The following is a 20,403-nucleotide window of genomic DNA, read 5'->3' as shown; positions in this document are numbered from 1 at the left end:
TATGGACGATAACATCATTAAAATTCCCGAGTCACAAAAAACGTTAACGGCTGGGAAATTATTTTATAATTGGTTTGCGGCGAACATTGGTATTATGGGCTTTGTATTTGGTGCAATGATTGTCAGCTATCATTTGTCTTTTTTCCAAGCAATGATTGCTTCATTAGTTGGCGCCCTGTCATTTGTGATTCCAGGTTGGGTGGCCATGATTGGTCAAAAAGAGGGGGTTACCACTTTCAAGCTTAGTCGAGCAGCCTATGGAACGCACGGCAATAAGATTCCCAACGCAATTGCTTGGTTGAACATGGTTGGCTGGTTGGCGGTTAATGTTATTACGGGAACCTTGCTATTGGTGTCATTGTTTAAGGTGATCAATGTCCAAAAATCAGCGGTGACGACCGCAATTGCATTAGCAATTTTTGGTGGCTTAGTGGTTCTGTCAGGGCTACTAACGGAGGCTACCCTAGCTAAGATTCAGACCTGGTTGAGTTGGATTTTTGGGGTGCTGACAATTCTAATTCTCGTTTTATTCCTTGCCAAAGCTAACTGGCAAGCTGCAGTAAGTTTGCCGGCGGGTAGTTGGATTACTGGCGTTTTGCCAGCCGTTAGCATCGTTGCAGCTGGCTCCGGTATTTCTTGGTCGATGGCGGCCGCGGACTGGGGGGCTTACGTTACGGCTCAGACCAAACCGGCAGCCACTTTTTGGAACACGACGATGGGCGGTGCGGTTCCGTTGTTTGTGTTAATGGCGGGTGGTGTTTTGCTAAGCACGATTGAGCCTACGTTAGCCACCACTGGTGATCCGTTTGGCGTGATGTATGCGGCACTGCCGACTTGGATTGGTCCCATTTACTTTTTAGTAGCTGCCGGTGGTTTAATTCCGCAGTGTATCATTTCGTTTCGGTCAGCCAGAATCAATTTAGCAACGATTGGGATTAACGTGTCTCAACGGACATCGCTAACGATTCATGGCGTAATTGTTTTAGCAATTCCAATTTACGTGTTGTTTATCTCAGGTAACTTTTTGAGTAATTTTGAGCTATTCTTGAACTTTTTGGGGATTTGCTTGGCAAGCTGGGTGGCGATTTTTCTTTGTGACAATGTCATGTTTCGAAGCGGTGGGTACGCAATTGACCTATTAGTGTCGGAATCGTCAACCCATTATAACTGGCGTGGCATTGTTTCTTGGGTGATTGCAACGGTAACGGGATTCTTGTTTACCAACAATGCAATCTGGAACGGGCCGTTTGCTCACGGCATTTTTAGAAATAACAGTTTAGGGGTCTTTGTTTCGGCGGTGATTGCCATTATCTGCATGTTATTGTGGAAAGTTGCGGTACCAAGTAGGAAGGTGGCTTAAATGCGTCAATCATTGATTATTGGGGCCGCGTTCGTCGATGTCATGGTGGCCGTTCCCAAATTGCCGACGAGTGGCGAGGACGTTAGCGGTCACTTTCAAGGTAATATTGTTGGCGGCTCGGCATTCAACGTTTATGGTGCGGTCAAATATGCTGGTGAGCGGGCCGATTTGTTTGTTCCCGTTGGCACCGGCCAGTATGCTGATGTCGTGAGAGAAGAGATGGTTCGCCGACGGATTCCAATTAAGTTAGCGGTTGGCGATGCTGACAACGGTTGGGATATTTCATTTGTTGAGCCCGATGGTGAACGCAGCTTTTTGACAATTACCGGTGTTGAGCAACTGTGGCGAGACGAGTGGTTTAACCAGATTGCGATTAGTGATTATGACAGCTTTTACTTAAGCGGTTATGAGATGGAGGATTACCAGGCGGCCGCAGTGATTTTAAAGGCTTTAAAAAAATGCAAACCGGGTTCGCAAATCTTATTTGACGCCTCCCCACGGATTCAGTATCTGCCGAAACAAACGATTGAAGCCTTGATAGCGATGGGGGTGATGATTCATTGTAACGAAGATGAATTATCGTGGCTGATTACTGGCAAGGCATCGCTTGAAGCAAAATGCCACCAGCTATATGAGCGAACCCACGCACCGGTGATTGTGACTTTGGGTGGCCGAGGTGCTTACTTTTTTAATGGCACTGAATCGGGGCTTGTTGAATCACCTCAGGTTACAGTCATCAATACATTGGGAGCCGGTGATACTTTTTGTGGCGGTTTTCTAGCCGGTCTAGCAGATAACTTATCAATTAAGGAAGCTGTCAAAAAAGCTAGCCAGCTGGCCTCGCTGGTAGTTGGACAAGAAAGTGGGACCTTATTGGATCGAATGAAATAAAGCGGATAGATAAGACTAAGCTTGATGGTCTTGGTCTTATTTTTGAAAGTTTAGAGAAAAGCGGGGGAGAAATTAATAGTCTCTCTTTTTCTAAATGAAAAAGTCATTCTAGTGACCATGATAAATTAGAATTTTTATTAGAAAGCGTCATCACAAACCGCCAATAAAATGGCAATGTATGTTACCCTAAGTATGTAATGTTAACAGGGTATCTATACCTGTTGGGGATAATTGACACATAACATATACATGAGGGGGAGTTTGTGATGGTTATCACGGATTTTTGCAAGCTGGCGAGGCTGAGGGGCTTCGTCAAGAGTGCTTTGATGGTAGTTGTGACTATGTTGATGATGGTTGGTTGTGGATTGGCGACTAATCAAGCCAGTGCATTGGCGGCAACACCGAATACGTATACAGATGCTAATGGCAATTGGATGGGTGGCACCACGGCACAGCATGATGCTTGGTTAAAGACGATTAATCCTAACTGGGTCAGTGAGGCGTATGCGGAGAGTATCCCGGCTGATGCCAAGGGCCTGGATTCGACCAAGGATGGGCATCCATATATTGATGAATGGATGCCGGATAAGAATTTGCAGCAGCTCATTGTGCATGATCAGAATCTTTCATCTCCAAATGACATTACGAAGAACTTGCTTAAAGATAATTTGATTTATTTTTATCCAGACGTTGACGAAGAACATACCAATCGAACATATTTTAATCAGGTATCTAACACGCAATCACTTGAGGGGATGCAATATGCGACTGACATCACTGATATTACAGCTAGTCCGGATCAAGATGCAGCATTTACCAGTTGGGGGCTTTTTCCGAATGGAAGGTTATCTGACATTAGTGCATTAAAGTCACTAAATAAATTAACGTCACTTAATATCCAATTCGATGATGTTTATGATTTAAGCCCGGTTGTAGGGAAAAAATTCGATGTTGCGACATCGATGAGTTATAACCATATCACTGATGCATCTTATCTGGAGTCTTCTAAAGATACGTTAGGAAGTAGTTTTACATTTGGCTTTCAATCGTATAAATTACCTACAATCACGTTGAACGCCAAGGTTACTAGTTATACGACACCGTCATTTGTTATCAAAAATGTGGCTGGTGCTAATGTCCCCGTTAAGCCATATTATGCTGCGGGTGATAGTAATCCTAACTTTAACAGTTATGCAGCTGCATATAAGAGTACAGCTGATGGCGGTGCATATAGTGATCCTGCTAAGCCACAGGTTACTTGGACCAATTTGAATCAGAATAACACGATTGATCATGGCTATATGACGGTTACTTGGGAGGATCCGTTATTTGGTAATCCTAGCTATACTTACCAGGGATGGGTCATTCAACCATATCAATTGTCTGATCGTGTTGGAAACGTCAACGTGAACTTTAAGAATGGCGATAATAATCAATACATCTATGGACAGCAAACATTGTCAGGAAATCTTGGGGAGAGCTGGAATTTAGCATTAAATGGTGATAATTCATTTGATTTGGCCGACGTGGATTCCGCTCAAAATCAAACGATTCAAAGCATAATTGACCGATTAAAGGAGCAATATGGGTTTAATTCAATTACCGTTAGCACACCAAATAGTGGTCAATTTGCTGATTCAACGCCAATTCCAACGGTCACGTACACTTTCAGTAAAAAAGTACAGCCTACTGTAGCTAGCCCGGTTACTGTTAAATACGTAAACGAAGATAATCATTCAATTGCCAACAATCAAACGATCAATGGAAACGTTGGCGATCCGTATGATGCTTCAGTTTCACCATATAAAGTTGATACGATTACTAAAGATAATCAGCTTTATCAACTAGATACCAGTCAACTACCGACGAACGTCAAAGGGAAGTTGGGAACTAATCCAATTACAGTTACCTACACTTATAAGAAGGTATCCACGGTGGCTGATGATGCCACGGTGATCGTCAACTATATCGATGCCGCCAATCATACGATTTTGAAAAGCCAAACAATTAGCGGTAAAGTTGGCGATTCCTACCAGGCTGATGGTAAATATCAACTAAGCACGATTGTGATTAATGGTGATACTTACAACTTGGATAACACTAAGTTACCAAGTAATGTAAAGGGACAGTTTACTAAGCAAACACAGTTTATTAACTACTACTATAATAAAAAGCAAGCACCTACGCCACCAACACCGATTAATCCTATCAATCCAATTAATCCAGTTAATCCGGTGACGCCAACGCCAACCACACCAAGTGGGAGCGGTTCGACAACAACCACGACGACTCAACCTGCCAGTTCAAGCGGCATTGCCCGTAAAGGTGAGGCGGTTTACTCACTGAAGAAGATCTATCTGTATCAAAACAAGACTTTCAAAAAAGCTGATCGAATCGTCGGCTATGCAAAGAAGCCGCGAATTAACCGGCCGATGTTCGTCGTTACCGGTTACGCCTATTCCAACAGTGGTCGGTTGCGTTACCAAGTTCGCGACGTGAACCATCATAGTCGAACTGCTGGCAAGAAGGGATATATTACCGCTCAGTGGGCATATGTTCGGCCAGTTTACTACCGCAGCGCTCATAAGACGTTGACGGTAATTAATCCTCGCGGGGTCAATGAATATAAGAATAAGAACTTAACGGGTAAGGTCAAAAACTTTAAGCAAGGAACACAGTTGAGGGTTAAGCACTTTGTGACGCATCATTTAACCACTCGTTATCAACTCACCAATGGCCACTATGTAACCGGAAACCGCAAACTAGTTATTTCTGAAAAGCAGAAACAAATTATTAAGATTAAAGCTAAGCAGACGATTTATCGTTACAATACCGCAAACTTTAATAAACGAACTAAGAAGATTAAGAAGGGAACCACTCTAAAAGTGAAGAAATGGGAATACTCCCATCCATATTCAACGACGACTTTTGGTGCTAAACGTTATCAAATTACCGGTGGTTTTGTGACAGCTAATCCGAAGTTTGTAAAGATTCTTAAATAATTGATAATAATCAAGTAACTATTTATTAAAGGGCATGTCAGAGATGACGTGCCTTTTTTCGCATACAACGAGGCAACGGCTATTCTAATCATCATCAATTGAGTAGTGAAAGTGATATTATTCCAGATAGGTAATCTCAAATTTACTATGAAAGAATTTTAATAACATCGGGGGCTTTTTTAACCAGCTGAAACGTTTAGCAAGCAAAGGGGTTTAGTCCCTTAAGTCATTTAAGCTGTTAACAAATTATTAGAAAAATCAATTAAAAATAGTTAACCACATTATTCTTGTGCTATAATCGACATAGTGAATCGGTTATGTAATTATAGTTGATAGGTAATCTAGGGTAACTGAATTCACAAAATAAACTATAAGTGTGGGGGAATGAAAATGGGAACCAAAACTTCAAGAAATTATTTGAGTTACATACTACCATTCATAGTTGCTGTTATGACAGTTATTTTGTTGACGGGAATTGCGCCAAGCAAGGCTAATGCTGACAGCAATCCGGCAATTAACGCTGGTGCCAATCCGAATCAGTCGGGTACGATTGTTAAAGGAACCGGTCCTAACGCTAACCTATCGATGAATGAATCATTGTATTTGACAGCTGACAACCAAAATGGTGACGCTTCAACTTCAAATTATGGGGTTGCCGGCGGCTCTGATCCAGTAGAAGCTGCTGACAGTTCAGTGATTGATCAAGACCAGTGCAAAAATTTAACCCTTCATTTTTCGGTCACCAATACATCGGCGAATGATCCGCAGAAAATCAATGAAGTGATTATTTTGCCACGATATAATAATTCGCATTCAAACGTTTCGTATGCGGATTCTAAAGCTGGGGTGACGCCAACTGGCTATACAAATGGTCTTTCGATTGGGTATAACTGGGGTGGTGGTAATTACAATTCCGCCAGCGAGTCACAAAATCAAGACTGGACAAAGTTACTTTCAATCCAGTTTCAGGGAACTTTACCAAAGGGACAGACGCTTTCCGTTAATGTAAAATTATCAGTTGGTGCTTTTACTGATCAGTCAACTAAATCCTTCGAGTTCCAGGCTTATTCGTATTCATTTGATAATAATCCTTACTTAAATGATGTGACTGGTTATGCAACCTTTAGCAAAAAAGTGGCTGCCCCAACTGGCCACATGGTTGCAGTGACAAAGACTGGCGATCAGTACACTATGATCCCTGAGCTTCAACAACTAATGCCAACGACAATTTCAAACTTGAAGTCAAAGTCAAACCCCAATGGCGCGGTTGATGAAAAATTAGCTGGTGGTGCTACGCGAAATGAGGGCGACTTTTATGATAGTGATTTACAGATAGTGACGTTAAATCACTTAATGGGTCAAAATGGCAAGACTAATTTAGCTGATACCATTCATAACCTAGGTTATTCTTTCGATCTTAACAATGGTCAGGAAATGAGTACCTATACTTATAATGGTTACGGTCAAGATAGCAAAGCGGCCACTATTCTTCTCCCTGATGGCAAAACGCCTGTTAATCCGGGGACGACAACTTATGATGGCCAATCACTTGATTCGCTGTACCTTGAATTTGAAAAAATCATTGATGCCAATGATAGTCACTTAGCTATAGGGGCAGCTTGGGATCCATTTGCTAATACCGCTTTTCTTGATAAAAATTCCAAGAAGATTCCGGCACCAGAAAAAGACGGCAACATTTCTTATACGGTTAAGAAAGTTGATGCCAATGGTAATGAAACGCCGGTCACCGATAATAAAGTCGATACGAGTACCAACGGTGTTTATGCGGTAACGTATGCCGATAAGATTAATGATACATTAACCGTTCACAAGACAGTTAACGTTACGGTCGGCAATGGCAACGTATCGACGCCAAATTCAACTTCAACACCGACCGGTAGCGTTAGCGAGCCAAATTCGGCAGTAACTCCTGCTAACAACTCGGCTTCAACCACTGAATCAACGACAAAACAACCTGCAAAGACTACAAGTAGCTCAACAACACCCAAAGGTGCATATACCAAGGGGACGGTTGTTTACGGCGTTAAGAAGATTTACCTGTACAAGAACGCAACTTTCAAGAAGTCTCAACGAATTGCCCAGTATCGAAAGGCTAAGCGGGTTAACCGCCCAATGTTCGTGGTAACTGGCTATGCTTATTCTAAGGGTGGCGCCCTTCGCTATAAAGTTCGTGATGTTAACCATGGAACTAAGACTGATAAGAAACGCGGTTACATCACTGCTAATAAGAAGTATGTTGTGAAGGTTTACTATTCAACCTTACCAAAGAATAAAAAAGTTACGGTTATTAATCAAAAAGGTGTCAACGCTTATAAGCAAGCTAATTTAACTAAAAAGGTTAAGAATTATAAGAAGGGCACTCGCTTAACGGTTAAAAAGTTGGTTAAACACAATTTAACCACTCGTTATCAATTGAGTAATGGTGATTACATTACTGCCAATAAGAAGTTGATTATTCAGGGGAATTACTAAATTATCGATGGAGATAAAAAGTCGAAGAATGACAGCGTGTTTCTGAGCTAAGAATCTTATCTTAGCGATGACGACGCTGTGATGCATCGACTTTTTTTGTGGAAAGTGCTGATAATCAGCTGTTATAAATAATTAAGGATGGGTACATTCTTTAACAGTTATTATGTTAGAATGATTATAGTTAGTGCAATGAACTGAGGGATATACTAAACAAAAAAATTGAGGGGTGTTTATTGATGACAAATGTCGGAATAAGCAGAAAGCTAAAGCAGGTCGTTAAGGTTGCCCTGCTTTCAGCTGCATTTTTTACGATGGGATCAGTTACAAGTTCAGGAAACGTTAGGGCTGATGATAATAGCCCGATTATCTATAACGGAACAAAGCCCAATCAAAACCAGGTTGATTATTCAGGTGATGGGAGCACAACTGGTAGTTTATATTTAACGGTTGATGGGATTAAATCAAATTATGGGCAAATAGATACGGTAAACAAAACGCCAGTTAGTAATGGGGAGCAGCCCAGTGCAGAATCCATTATTGATAAAGATCAGTTTAGTAATGGGACTCACGAGTTGACGTTGCATTACCAATTAACTAATAACACCGATAAACCACAATTATATTATCATACACTTATGTTGCCTAGAAATTGGAAAAATAATCAGTCTTCAAGTGATAAAGATCAAGTCCCCGATGTAGTTGCAGCACAAAAACCAACGATAAAGGCGCCTTCAACTGGAGTTTTTTTGGCTGTAATCACTTATTATATGGATGGCGGTACTGCAATCGATGCCGACCAACTAGATTCTTATCTTCAAACGAATGGTGCAGATGCGATTAATAAGTTGAGTAGCATTTTCTTTTCTATTAATGTTCCTGCTGGTAGAAGTATTGATATTTCCATCCCACTAAAGGTAACGAATCTTTCCAAGGTGAATTTATCTCAACGGAATAGTACGTTTACGATTTCAGATCAAGATTCCGCTACAGATAAATCACACCCTACGTATAATCTCAGTACCCGTTTTGCCAAAAAAATTGACGTAAATAGTTATTTTGGCGTTGGCAAAGATTATCTTGTTGCCACGCGGAATGGTCAATATAAATACACAATGGTTGATCAAAACATTCAACAGTTATTCCCTAAAATTGCTTATCCAGGTAACGGTGAGTTAACGTTTGATGATTTCGCAACTGGAGAAGGGGCAACCGATCCATATCTTTATTCAGGTGCGCGATTCTATCTAAATACGTCAAAAATTAAAACGGTAGATGGGCAACCGATTGGTCAAGCACTACAAGATAATGGTTATACATTACCGGTTGGCTTGTCGGTTTATCGATGGGATGCTAGCCTAACTACTCCGGACGACCATTCAGATCCAACCGATGCAATTCATCAGCTAAATAAGGGCAACTATGGCGGTATTATCTTCCAGCCGGTTAAAGTCATTGGTGCCGATGATGTTCAACTCGATTATGGTGCTACTTGGGATCCGTTGGCTCACGTAACGGTTTGGGATCCAACTAAATGGGATCAAGACACGGTTCTTACTAATGCCCAATTGGAAGCAAAAGATTATGGTTTCAACGTCAGTGGCCAGACGGTTGATACGACTAAGCCGGGAACTTATCGAGTTACCTATTCGCTTTATTCAAACCCAGCTAATCCATCTACTAAGATTACGAAATCAATTAACGTGACCGTTAAACAACCGGCTCCCAGCCCAAGCCCCAACGGTGGGAATGGTGGTACAAATGTTACGCCAAATACTAACGGCAATTCGTCAAGTACTAACGGCAATTCATCTGTCGTAAGCAATCCAACCAGCAGTCCTTCTGGAACAACCGCAACTACTAAAGAGCCGGCCGTTCCAAGTTACGTTGCCAAAAAAGGCGCTGCAGTATATGCTACCAAGGGTATTTATATGTATCAAAATGCCAACTTCAAGAAGTCTCAGCGAATTGCCCAGTATCAAAAGGCTAAGCGGGTTAACCGGCCAATGTTCGTGGTAACTGGTTACGCTTATTCTAAGGGTGGCGCCCTTCGCTACAAAGTTCGCGATGTTAACCATGGAACTAAGACTGATAAGAAACGCGGTTACATCACTGCTAACAAGAAGTATGTTGTGAAGGTTTACTATTCAACCTTACCAAAGAATAAGAAGATTACTGTTATCAATAAGAAGGGCGTCAATGCTTACAAGAACGCCAACCTAACCAAAAAAGTTAAGAACTTTAAGAAAGGTACTCATCTCACAGTTAAGAAGTTAGTTAAGCATAACTTGACCACTCGTTATCAGTTGAGCAACGGTGAGTACATTACCGCCAATAAGAAGTTGATTATTCAAGGTAATCGGTAGTTTATTGTTTAGTTATTAACAGCTGAATCATCTAAATTAAGGCAGCTTACCAAATGGGTAGCTGCTTTTTTTGAATCAAAAAGTACATGCTGCGAACGACTATTGTTAAAAATCGACTATTATGGCTCGTTTCCGACCAATTTTACGCCAAGTTGCAAGAATCTGATAATACCGGCATTGATAGCCAATAATACCAACTAACTGATAGTTGAAGCCAAGCAACGACTGTCATATAATATTCGTAATTCTGATTACCAAACGAATTAGTGATGGCTACACGACTAAAAATGATTGAAATGTGAGGCGGCTTTGATATGTTAAATTCATGCGGGCCAGCAATCGAGTAAGTGCTAGTTTTGGCGGAGTTGCCGTCCAACGCGGATCACTTGTTTATTGTGTCCAAGAGGCTGATAATGAAAAACCATTTTGGACTCATCAAGTCAAAATGGCGGCAACACCAAAATATCATTACGAGGCTAACCTTCTGAAAGGCATTGGTAATTAGTAGCGAACGCCATCAAGCTGACCTTAGAATTCAGTGAAGCGCCATTGTATGCATCTGCGGGTACTGCGCCAAGCGAGCGACCGACTCAGATGACACTATGCTTGGGCAAACTGCAAGGAGGGTCAAATGCGGGCTTGGTTTAATTGGTAATGGGTTATCATTTGTGAGGACAAGTAGCCTTACAGCCTGCGGGTTTGTTTAGCTATTGCTTAATGGTAGTAATTAACGTATATTCGTGGACAAAATAATTGCCCTTTTTCGGGTAATGTAAGATAATACTTTTGTGATTATATTCATTCTTAACTAAGAATGAATATATAAACCTTATTGTTATTAATATTGAGTTAAAAAGATTGTATGAAGCAAAGGTTTATTTAAATACCCTGCCAACAAAAATCCTAAACGCGGGATTTCTGCCTGAGGAGCCTTACACTCCGAGGGCCGTGAAACGCCTAGCCTACTTGGCGCTTTTTCACCGCTTTGCTTCGCTCACTGTTATTAGGACAGCTGCACCAGGCAGAAAGCTACACGTAAGCACCTCCAACAAAAATTCCAAAACCGGGAATTTCCGTTGGAGGAGACTTACGCTCCGCTTTCTAACCGCCTGGCTCCGCTCACTTACTTTAGGACAGCTGCACCAGGCAAAAAGTTGCACCTAAGTCAACTTGCCCAAAAATCCAAGCCCGGGATTTCCGGCCAAGTTAACTTAGGCTTCGCTTTTTCATCACTTTGCTCCGCTCACTGGGGGATTTTAAAATGAACATGATGATCAATCGCATGAGTCAATTGCAATCAGTTAACGGCCAACCCCTTCGTCGGCTAAACGATGGTGAAGCTTTAACTGCCAATCGTAAAGTTGTCTTGTCACCTATTTTTCCAAAGCCGATCTTTTGCCCTCGGGAAGTCACCATTCACTTTGTTGATGTGACTGGAAAAGCTATTGCCAAGCCTAAAAAGACGATTGGGATTGTCGGCCAACGGATTAAGTTTCAGCCAGAAGAAATCACCGGCTACACCGCCGTCTGCGACCAAGTTGGGGGAATCGTTGTTATCGAACATGAAAAAAATCAATTTTCGGTGCTCTACCGAAAAAACGCGACCACAGAGAACTTTAAAGTTCATTATCAAAGTTATACTTGGAATGGCCAAATTCCTGAAACTTTTAGGCTTTATATCCCAAGTGGTTTCAACATTCCAAGTGAGTGGCAAAAAGTCCGCGGTGAAGCAAACGTCTATCGGATTCATGCAGAGGATTTGGCCGGCGTAACGGCCAACGCGGGACAACATGACTTACGCTTATCTGCCAAAGGGTTGCAAAAAATCCAGCGGGCAAATTCTGACTTAGCCTTTTCAAGTTGGCTGCCAGAAATTGGAACCCTTAATATTTGGCCCAAGCTGACCATCCAATTTATCGAGCAACCAACTAACAAAATGATTAAAGCAGTCAGCACTGATGATACTCATCCAGCTAAGTCGGGGCGCTACTACGTCGATGTTCCTGAGGGTTACCAATTGGCAGCTGGTCAGCCAAATTATGTTGACTATGAAATGACTGAAAATCAACCAAAAGCCATTGTTAAGCTCACGACACTTGAATAAGTCTAGAATTTTATCCTAATCAAAAACCACCTTAGCATTTTTGAAATGACCTTCATTTTGCCAGGGTGGTTTTTGATTACTTCGGTATATAATTTTCACCAAAGTACTTTTCACTAATCTTTTGGGCAGTCCCGTTCTTTTGAATCTTCACAATTGCGTCATTGATTTGGTCCAGTAATTTTTTGCCGCCTTGGGTTTTTGAAACGAGCAAGAAACTGTAGGGCGTTGTTTTAGAAATCTTTTTAGTATCGCTAAGGTCTAACGAAACGGCTTTAACGTTATCAAAATGATAAGTCTTTTGGTAATTATCATATAATGGCTTATCGATTAGGACGTAGTCAACCTTGCCAGACTGGACGTCTTGAATTTGCTTGGAAGCATCCTCTGAACTATATGTGATTTTGCTTTTAACCTTTGCGTGTTGATTGAAGTTCTCAATGGCGGTTGTGAAATTAACCGCTGGGGCACTGACGGTTGTTTTGCCGGCAATGTCGTCAAATTGCTTGATTTGGTGATCCTTTTTGGGAACAACCAAAACGTACTTATCGTGAAAGATTGGCTTGGAATAATAGTATCGTTTAGCACGGCTGGGATTGTAAGCAAAATTATTAGCTCCCACTTGGAATCGACCGGCAGTCAGGCCGCCTAGAATTGATGGAAATTCGGTTTTGGTGAAGCTGAATTTGTATTGGGGCAATTGTTGATCGATCGCGCGGACGGTATCAATATCAAATCCTTGAATCTTTTTATTGCTGCCAACGTAGGTAAACGGCTTTGGCGCACCGGATGTTCCAACGGTGATTGCTTCTGCTTGTTTAGATTTTGACTTGGCGCTTGTGCCGCAAGCACTAAGGCTGCCAAGAATTAGCAGTGAAAGGCCAACAGTCATTAGTCGTTTTTTGTTCTTCATAGCGGTCGTTCCTCCTGGCTATTCGTTAATCGGATCATCCCAAATTCGTTCATCAGGCCCCTTTGAAATAATGCCGGTTCCGTCATTAAGTGATTGATATCCCTTTTTAATCGCGTCAAAATTGGTCGTATCACGAAAAGCCGGGATGCGATAAAGCGTTCTAGCGTAGCGCCATAAATTGGGGAAATCAATTAACCGATTGCGGTTCACGTGGAAAACAGGGTAGTAAGCTGCATCGAATCTTGCCAATGTGACGTATAAGCGGACATCCGAGTCAGTTAACTGATCGCCAAATAAATATTTTCGGGTAGCGAGACGTTCCTCCAGCCAATCCAAACGGTTAAACAATTTGTCATATGCTTGTTCATAGGCTGATTGAGAACGGGCAAATCCAGCTTGGTAGACGGCGTTATTGACTTCGTTGAAGAGAATTTGATTGAGGTTGTCAATATCTTCTCGTAAGGGTTTGGGATATAAATCCGGCGCGCCCTTTTTCTGGAAAGGCTTGAAGGCGACTTCAAATTGATTGGTTAAGGTGTGATAGTCGTTATTGACGACTTTACCAGTTTGCGTATCAATCAAAGCTGGAATGGTGGCTCGACCATCGTAATCTGGATCGGCGGCCAAGTACGCTTCACCAAGGTATTGAATCCCTAGGATAGGGTCAACGTTTCCGCGATCAAGGGAGAATTCCCAGCCTTCTTTGGTCCTAACCGGCGCAACCTTGCCAACGCTAATCACATCTTCTAATCCTAACAACTTGCGAACAATTGCGGCTCGGTTTGACCAGGGACAGATTTCGCCCCAGATTAGCCGATAGCGATTTGGTTCTGGCGCCAGTTCGCCGGCCCCAGAGCCAAACTTGCTGGTAAAGCGGTTGGCTTGGCGTTTAAACGTGCCGTCGCGGGTAATTTCATGTTGTGCCTCATCAGTTGAAATGGGGCTTTCAATAATTTCTTTTTGAACTTGAGTAACCTCGCGCTTAACGGCTTTACCGGTAGAAAAATCAACCACGCAAAGAGCGCCGTTGTCGGTTTCGGTCTTGGCAAGTTTAGCTGCTTCTGTTTTTAATTCTGATTCACTCATGATGATGACCCCTTTCTTAAAATAGTGAGCGGAGCCAGGCGGTTAGAAAGCGGAACGTAAGTCTCCTCCAACGGAAATTCCCGGGTTTGGAATTTTTGTTGGAGGTGCTTACGTGTAGCTTTCTGCCTGGCGGAGCTGTCCTAGTAAAGTGAGCGGAGCAAAGCGATTAGAAAGCGCCAAGTAGGCTAGGCGTTTCACGGCCGTCGGAACCTAAGGCGACTTGGCCGGAAATCCCGGGCCTGGATTTTTGGACAAGTTGACTTAGGTGCAGCTTTCTGCTTTGCGGAGCTGTCCTAAAATCAGTGAGCGGAGTCAGGCGCTTAGAAACCGGAATATAAGTCTTCTTCAACAGAAATCCCCGGGCTTGGGATTTTTGTTGGAGGTGCTTATATGGAGGTTTCTGCCTGACGCAGCTGTCCTACAAACAATTACTTCAAAAATCCTTCTTTGCGCATCCATTCCCGGTGATCGGCTTGATAGATGGCCATGCCGGTATTCATTCGCTCGAAACCTAGCTTTTCATACCAACCGACCGTTTTAGGATGGGTGTAGAGAATAATATTACATTGCTGATATTGATGAACCAATCGATGGATCATTTCGCTGCCAATGCCTAAGTGATGATACTTGGAATCGACAGCTACGTTGTAAATAACGGCTTGGCTGATGCCATCGGATAATACCCGGCTGCAGCCAATGAGTGCTTGCCCATCATAGGCAAACAAGCTGACATGGCTATTTTCAAAAATTCGTTTTTGCATAGCAGCGTCCCCGTCGCTTAGACCAAACTGATTGAGTAGGTGGGCGACGGCGGTAAAGTCCGCGTGACGGTTATCAGTCTTAAATGTGATGAGGTGATTAGTGACTTGCATTTGCTCAGTCCTCGAATCGGTTGCGATTATTTGGTGCCAGCCAAACTGATTGATCAGGACCTTTTGGTAAGACTTGGAACTGATCGGCGGTGCCGGCTAAGTGGCCAGACACGTGGTAATGAAGTTTGATTGCGTCAAATTCGGTGGCGTTTTTAAAGGCAGGAATACGATACAAATCACGAGCATAGTTCCAAAGGTTGTCGTAATCTCGAAGCCGCTGTTTGTTGCATTTAAATTTATCGTAATAAGCAGTGTCGAATCGGGCCAGGGTGGTGTAAAGGCGAATATCGCTGTCAGTGAGTTGATTGCCGAACAAGAATCGGTGGTGGCTTAACCGCTCTTCCAGCCAATCCAGACGATAGAAGAGATGGTCGTAAGCATCTTCATAGGCGGCTTGGGAAGTGGCAAAGCCGGCTTTGTAAACACCGTTGTTGACATCGTGGAAAATAATATCATTCAACGCATCAATATCTTCACGGAGGTCTTGGGGATATAAATCCGGCGCATCCGGTTTTTGAAACTTCTGCCATTCAACTTCAAAGTAGTTGGTTAGTTTAAAGTAATCATTGTTAACGACTTTACCGCTTTTTAAGTCAACGACCGCCGGAACCGTCGGCCGGCCGGTATAATTGGGATCAGCCTTTAAATAGGCTTCTGATAAATAATGAATTTTGAGAACTGGATCAACATCACCGTCATCTAAGGTAAATGCCCAGTCAGCATGATCAATCTTTGGCCGTAGTGGGCTGGCCTTGCCAATGCTGATTACTTGATTTAATCCCAACAAGTTAATGGCGATTACTGAACGAGTTGCCCACGGGCAGGCAGCTGACCAAATCAGGCGATAGCGATTAGCTTCAACGGGCAATTCTCCGGGATGATCACCAAATGGTGTTGAAAAAGCATTAGCTTGGCGTTCAAATTTTCCATGAGTCGTAATTTCCTTTGCTTGAGCTTCTGATAAAACTGACATAAAATCATCTCCAAAAATAAGTGAGCGGAGCAAAGCGGTTAGAAACAGGAATATAAGGCTCCTCTAACAGAAATCCCCGGTTCTGGGATTTTCGTTGGAGGTGCTTATGCGGAAGTTTCTGCTTTGCACAGCTGTCCTTCAGTTAGCAAAAAAGCACTTTCGTCCTTTAAAATAAATTTTTAAAGGACGAAAGTGCTTTTCCGTGGTGCCACCTTAATTTAAGCTATTTTCACAAATAACTCCTTGCTGAGTACACTGTTGATACTCACACACGCTAACGGGTGCACCGTTCTTGCCTAACCTTAGCTCGACAAGACGTTAGTTATCAGACCATCTTCAACGCGGAATCAATACCACTTTTCATCAACCAGTGGTTCTCTGAAATTGATTCTCATCGTTTACTCATCTTTTGATTAATTTCTCATTTATTTAATTGCATGCAATCTTAAGCCGCCAATATTTATTTGTCAACCAAAATTTTTTTGAAATTGTGATTGACATTTCCAAGCAGGAGGCCTAACATTCAATTTAACTTGAAAGTTAGACGTTGATGAGAAGAGTAACTAATTTATTAGAAATTAAAGAGAACGCCGGTAGCTGAGAAGGTGAATTCGAACGATTAGTGAAGATGAGCTCATCGTCATGTGAGGAGTGAAAGCGACTCACACGTGTAAAGTGCGATATTGCTTTGGAGATACCTTTAGGTGTGTCTTGAGGCCATATTGAGTAATCTTTGTGGCAAAAATGGGTGGTACCGCGATCATCGTCCCTGTTCAGAGAAATCTGGGCAGGGATTTTTTGATGTTGTTAACAAAAATTGAAGGGGTTGTGATAAAATGCGCCAAGTTTCAATGGGTTATCGCCATGCTGGCGGGATTTCGGTCATGCCAATTCCTGATTAGAAATTAAATTAAGTAAACGAGTGGGATGAGTAGATGGTTTAATCATTCAAAGAGAATTGTCGACTGCTGAAAGACAATAATGATGACTGTTGAAGATGGTCCCATGTTAACTGCGGTGCTAAACGTTACGTAAAGTGTTGTCGGTGCCATCCGTTATTGTGGCTGAGTATTTTTCTATACTCCAAAGTGCAGTCATTTGTGAGAATGGCTGAAACAAAGGTGGTACCGCGAATTGAACCCATTCGTCCTTGATCTGTGATGGTCGGCTGATGGGTTCTTTTTATTTTTAGGATAACTGTGTTAACTTATGCTCCAGTTTCTAACCGCTTTGCTCTGCTCACTTTTTTAGGACAGCTACGCCAGGCAGAAAGCTACACGTAAGCACCTCGAACAAAAATTCCAGAACCGGGAATTTCCGTTCGAGGAGACTTACGCTCCGCTTTCTAATCGCCTGGCTCCGCTCACTTTACTAGGACAGCTACGCAAAGCAGAAAGCTGCACCTAAACCGACTTGGCCAAAAATCCAAACCCGGGATTTTCGGCCAAGTCAACTTAGGCTCCGCTTTCTAACCGCTTTGCTTCGCTCACTTTTTTAGAGGAGGAATCTCTATGCCCAAACTAATTGATTTTAAAATGATTTTGACTAATATTCCGCAATTGCTTCAGTATTTGCCAATTACGCTGGCAATCGTGGCTTTATCGATGGTTGTGGGTCTGTTTTTGGCGCTCATTATCGCGCTGGTTCGTTTGAAAAAGATCCCCGGTCTGACCCAGCTATTTACTGTACTGGTGTCCTTTATCCGAGGCACGCCCTTACTGGTTCAACTTTATTTATCCTATTATGGGATTCCCATCGCATTAAGGTACTGGAATTATTACAATCACACGGACTATAACATTAACAATATTCCGGCGTTCTTCTTTGTTTTTATTGCTTTTGCAATCAATGAAGCAGCGTATAACTCTGAAAATATTCGCGGCGCCTTATTGTCAGTTGATCATGGCGAAATTGAGGCAGCCGAATCACTTGGGATGACTAACTTCCAAATTTTGCGACGGATTACGATACCAGAGGCCTTAGTTGTTGCTTTGCCAACCCTTGGCAATCAATTCATTAGCTTAATCAAGGGCACTTCGCTGGCATTTGTAGCCGGGGTGGTTGAAATGACCGCCGAGGGTCAAATTATTGCCGGCAGAAACTTCCGTTATTTTGAGGTTTATCTGTCACTGGCCATTATTTACTGGGTATTGACCGTAATTACTGAAGTGATTGTCCGAATAATTGAAAAACGCATTAATCGCTTTAGAGCAACTCAAAACGTCATTACAGCAGGTTCGAAAAGGCCGTCTGCTGCACAAACTGTTGCTGGCGTTCAATCTCAGCCGGCGGTTTCGGAATTTCGTTCAGATCAAAAGCCGGTTTAGGGAGCTTTTACTAGGACAGCTGCGCAAAGCAGGGATCTGCGCGTAAGCACCTTTGCGAAAAATTCCAAGCCCGGGAATTTCTCACAAAGGAGCCTTACACTCCGATCCCTAACCGCTTTGCTCCGCTCACTTTTTTAGGACAGCTACGCCAGGCAGAAATCTCCGTATAAGCACCTCTAACAAAAATCCCAAGCCCGGGGATTTCTGTTAGAGGAGACTTATACTCCGATTTCTAAGCGCCTGGCTCCGCTCACTTTTTTTAGGAGGATGCCAAATGATTTCAGTTGAAAATTTAAGTAAAACATTTAGTAATCATACCATTTTTAAAAATTTGAATTTAAAGATAGCCACCGGGGATATTTTAGCGATTATCGGGCCGTCAGGGTCTGGGAAGTCAACTTTACTGCGATGCTTGAATTTATTGGAGTTTCCAGAAACCGGCAAAGTGGTGATTGGCGACCAACATTATGAAGCTGGCCACATTTCTCGACAAGAAATTGTCAAAATTCGCCAAGAATCGACCATGGTATTTCAACAATTTAATCTGTTCAGGCAAAAAACAGCCTGGCAAAATGTTGCAGAAAGTCTAGTGGTTGTTAAACACGTCAATAAACAACAAGCCAAGCAGCGGGCCCTTGCCGAACTTGCCAAAGTCGGTTTAAGCGAATATGCCAATTTCTATCCAGGTCAGTTATCCGGCGGCCAAAAGCAACGAGTTGCGATTGCCCGATCACTAGCAACTGATTCGAAAATTTTGCTGTTGGATGAGCCAACTTCGGCGCTTGATTCGGAGTTGGTTGGTGAAGTATTGGCAACGCTACGCCAGGTTGTCGCTGACCATCCGGATTACACGGTCGTTTTAGTTTCTCACGAATTGGAATTCGTGAAACAAGTTGCCACTAAGGTGGTCTTTTTCGAAGATGGTCAAATTCTAGAAACGGGCACCGCCGAAGAAGTTTTGGAACACCCACAACATGAGCGAACCCAACAATTTTTGAGCCGCTTTACCCAACAACAATTAGCTCATTCATAAGAAACGGAGGAATTTATTCATGAAATTGACCCTTAAAAAAATAGCAGTCGTGACAGGCTTGTTAGCAATTACAACGTTGGTATTGACCGGCTGTGGTAAACAAAGCAAATCTAGTGCCGCCAATAAAACAACAATTACTGCAGTGACGGATGGCAACGTTGCCCCGTTTGCGGTCAAGGAAAAATCTGGTGGGTTATCCGGCTATGATGTCGATGTTTTAAAGGCAGCTGTTAAGCATCTACCACAATACAAGCTACAGTGGAAGTTAGTTGATTACGAAGCTTTGTTAGGCAATATTGATTCTGGCCGAGCCGATGTCGGCGTCAATCATCTAGGTAAGACAGCTGAGCGGCAAGAAAAATACTTATTCTCCAAGCCCATCTTTGAAGACAAGCCGGTCTTTATCGTCAAGAAGACCAATAAGACAATCAAGAGTTTTGCGACCGCGGCCGGCAAGACCACGCCAGCCCAAGTGGGGACCGGTTTTTCCCTTGATCTCGAAACGTATAATAAGAAGCATCCAAACAAGAAAATCAAAATTTCATATGTCAAAGACTATCACGACCTACAAGATGTCAGTGCCGGCAAATACGACTTTGCTTATACGGACCTGTCAATGTACAATGCAGAACAAAAAGAATATCACGTCAACAACGTTAAAGCAGTTCAGTTAAATACCAGCCAAAACGCTGACGGTCAAAACGTTGGTAATCCTTATACTTACTTCTTATTTGGTAAAACTGCCAAGGACAAAAAGTTCCAGCAGGCAGTTAATCAAGAATTGGTCAAGCTGGCAAAAGATGGCACGTTAACTAAAATCAGCCAGAAATACTTAGGACAAGATTATTCGCCTAAGGTGTTGAGAAATGAGTAGGGTGCTTGCGCGGAGTGGGAACCCATGTACAAGTTGCCTGGCCACAAAATCCCAAGGCGAGGCTTTGGTTTAGAAAACTTATATTCCGCTTTGCTTCGCTCACTTACTAGGACAG

At 42.6% G+C, this 20,403-nt stretch carries 14 protein-coding genes and 2 other annotated features; of the genes, 10 read left to right on the top strand and 4 right to left on the bottom strand.

What is annotated here, in order from left to right; all coding sequences use genetic code 11:
- Position 1 precedes the first annotated feature (1 nt).
- From YK48G_RS10890 to YK48G_RS10865, 7 genes are all read left to right on the top strand, one after another.
- Entirely contained in the window at positions 2–1,360 is a 1,359-nt protein-coding gene (locus YK48G_RS10890; RefSeq protein ID WP_203630747.1) for a purine-cytosine permease family protein, read from the top strand.
- Complete coding sequence (locus YK48G_RS10885) at positions 1,361–2,251, top strand: PfkB family carbohydrate kinase (protein ID WP_203630746.1); 891 nt, start codon at positions 1,361–1,363, stop codon at positions 2,249–2,251. It abuts the gene before it with no gap.
- A 326-nt stretch (positions 2,252–2,577) separates the two neighbouring features.
- Complete coding sequence (locus YK48G_RS10880; protein ID WP_203630745.1) at positions 2,578–5,253, top strand: MucBP domain-containing protein; 2,676 nt, start codon at positions 2,578–2,580, stop codon at positions 5,251–5,253.
- 390 nt (positions 5,254–5,643) lie between these two features.
- The gene (locus tag YK48G_RS10875; protein WP_203630744.1) at positions 5,644–7,746 is read left to right on the top strand and encodes a DUF5776 domain-containing protein; all 2,103 of its coding nucleotides are present in this window, start codon (positions 5,644–5,646) and stop codon (positions 7,744–7,746) included.
- A 236-nt stretch (positions 7,747–7,982) separates the two neighbouring features.
- The gene (locus tag YK48G_RS10870; protein ID WP_203630743.1) at positions 7,983–10,109 is read left to right on the top strand and encodes a DUF5776 domain-containing protein; all 2,127 of its coding nucleotides are present in this window, start codon (positions 7,983–7,985) and stop codon (positions 10,107–10,109) included.
- Between the two features lie 325 nt (positions 10,110–10,434).
- Positions 10,435–10,614, top strand: a complete 180-nt coding sequence (locus YK48G_RS13675; protein WP_373300213.1) for a hypothetical protein — start codon at positions 10,435–10,437, stop codon at positions 10,612–10,614.
- Positions 10,615–11,370: 756 nt separating this feature from the next.
- A complete protein-coding gene (locus YK48G_RS10865; RefSeq protein ID WP_203630742.1) occupies positions 11,371–12,213 on the top strand; it encodes a MucBP domain-containing protein in 843 nt (280 codons plus the stop codon).
- 76 nt (positions 12,214–12,289) lie between these two features.
- Here YK48G_RS10865 and YK48G_RS10860 read toward each other — a convergent pair whose 3' ends face one another.
- The 4 genes from YK48G_RS10860 to YK48G_RS10845 all read right to left on the bottom strand — a co-directional run bounded on the left by YK48G_RS10860 (position 12,290) and on the right by YK48G_RS10845 (position 16,054).
- On the bottom strand, positions 12,290–13,123 hold the full coding sequence (locus tag YK48G_RS10860; RefSeq protein ID WP_203630741.1) for a transporter substrate-binding domain-containing protein: 834 nt from the start codon (positions 13,121–13,123) through the stop codon (positions 12,290–12,292).
- 18 nt (positions 13,124–13,141) lie between these two features.
- Positions 13,142–14,062 carry a glutathione S-transferase family protein gene (locus YK48G_RS10855; protein ID WP_373300221.1) on the bottom strand — a complete coding sequence of 307 codons (921 nt, stop codon included), beginning with the start codon at positions 14,060–14,062 and terminating at the stop codon, positions 13,142–13,144.
- 575 nt (positions 14,063–14,637) lie between these two features.
- Positions 14,638–15,081: a GNAT family N-acetyltransferase gene (locus tag YK48G_RS10850; protein WP_203630739.1), complete on the bottom strand. Its 444-nt coding sequence runs from the start codon at positions 15,079–15,081 to the stop codon at positions 14,638–14,640.
- A gap of 4 nt (positions 15,082–15,085) precedes the next feature.
- Positions 15,086–16,054, bottom strand: coding sequence for a glutathione S-transferase family protein (locus tag YK48G_RS10845; RefSeq protein WP_203630738.1), 969 nt, complete (start codon positions 16,052–16,054; stop codon positions 15,086–15,088).
- Positions 16,055–16,233: 179 nt separating this feature from the next.
- Positions 16,234–16,477 (bottom strand) — a binding site (T-box leader).
- 486 nt (positions 16,478–16,963) lie between these two features.
- Positions 16,964–17,209 (top strand) — a binding site (T-box leader).
- Positions 17,210–17,565: 356 nt separating this feature from the next.
- On the opposite strand from YK48G_RS10845, the gene YK48G_RS10840 reads away from it, so the two are divergent.
- The 3 genes from YK48G_RS10840 to YK48G_RS10830 all read left to right on the top strand — a co-directional run bounded on the left by YK48G_RS10840 (position 17,566) and on the right by YK48G_RS10830 (position 20,288).
- The gene (locus YK48G_RS10840; RefSeq protein WP_203630737.1) at positions 17,566–18,381 is read left to right on the top strand and encodes an amino acid ABC transporter permease; all 816 of its coding nucleotides are present in this window, start codon (positions 17,566–17,568) and stop codon (positions 18,379–18,381) included.
- Positions 18,382–18,655: 274 nt separating this feature from the next.
- A complete protein-coding gene (locus YK48G_RS10835; RefSeq protein ID WP_203630736.1) occupies positions 18,656–19,414 on the top strand; it encodes an amino acid ABC transporter ATP-binding protein in 759 nt (252 codons plus the stop codon).
- A gap of 19 nt (positions 19,415–19,433) precedes the next feature.
- Positions 19,434–20,288 (top strand): transporter substrate-binding domain-containing protein, encoded by an 855-nt coding sequence (locus YK48G_RS10830; RefSeq protein ID WP_203630735.1) that lies wholly within the window; start codon positions 19,434–19,436, stop codon positions 20,286–20,288.
- The last annotated feature ends 115 nt before the right edge of the window (positions 20,289–20,403 follow it).

It is taken from the genome of Lentilactobacillus fungorum (assembly GCF_016860605.1).
Classification (GTDB): Bacteria; Bacillota; Bacilli; order Lactobacillales; family Lactobacillaceae; genus Lentilactobacillus; species Lentilactobacillus fungorum.
Note: the sequence above shows the minus strand (reverse complement) of the source record. Positions and strands in the feature narration are given on the sequence as shown.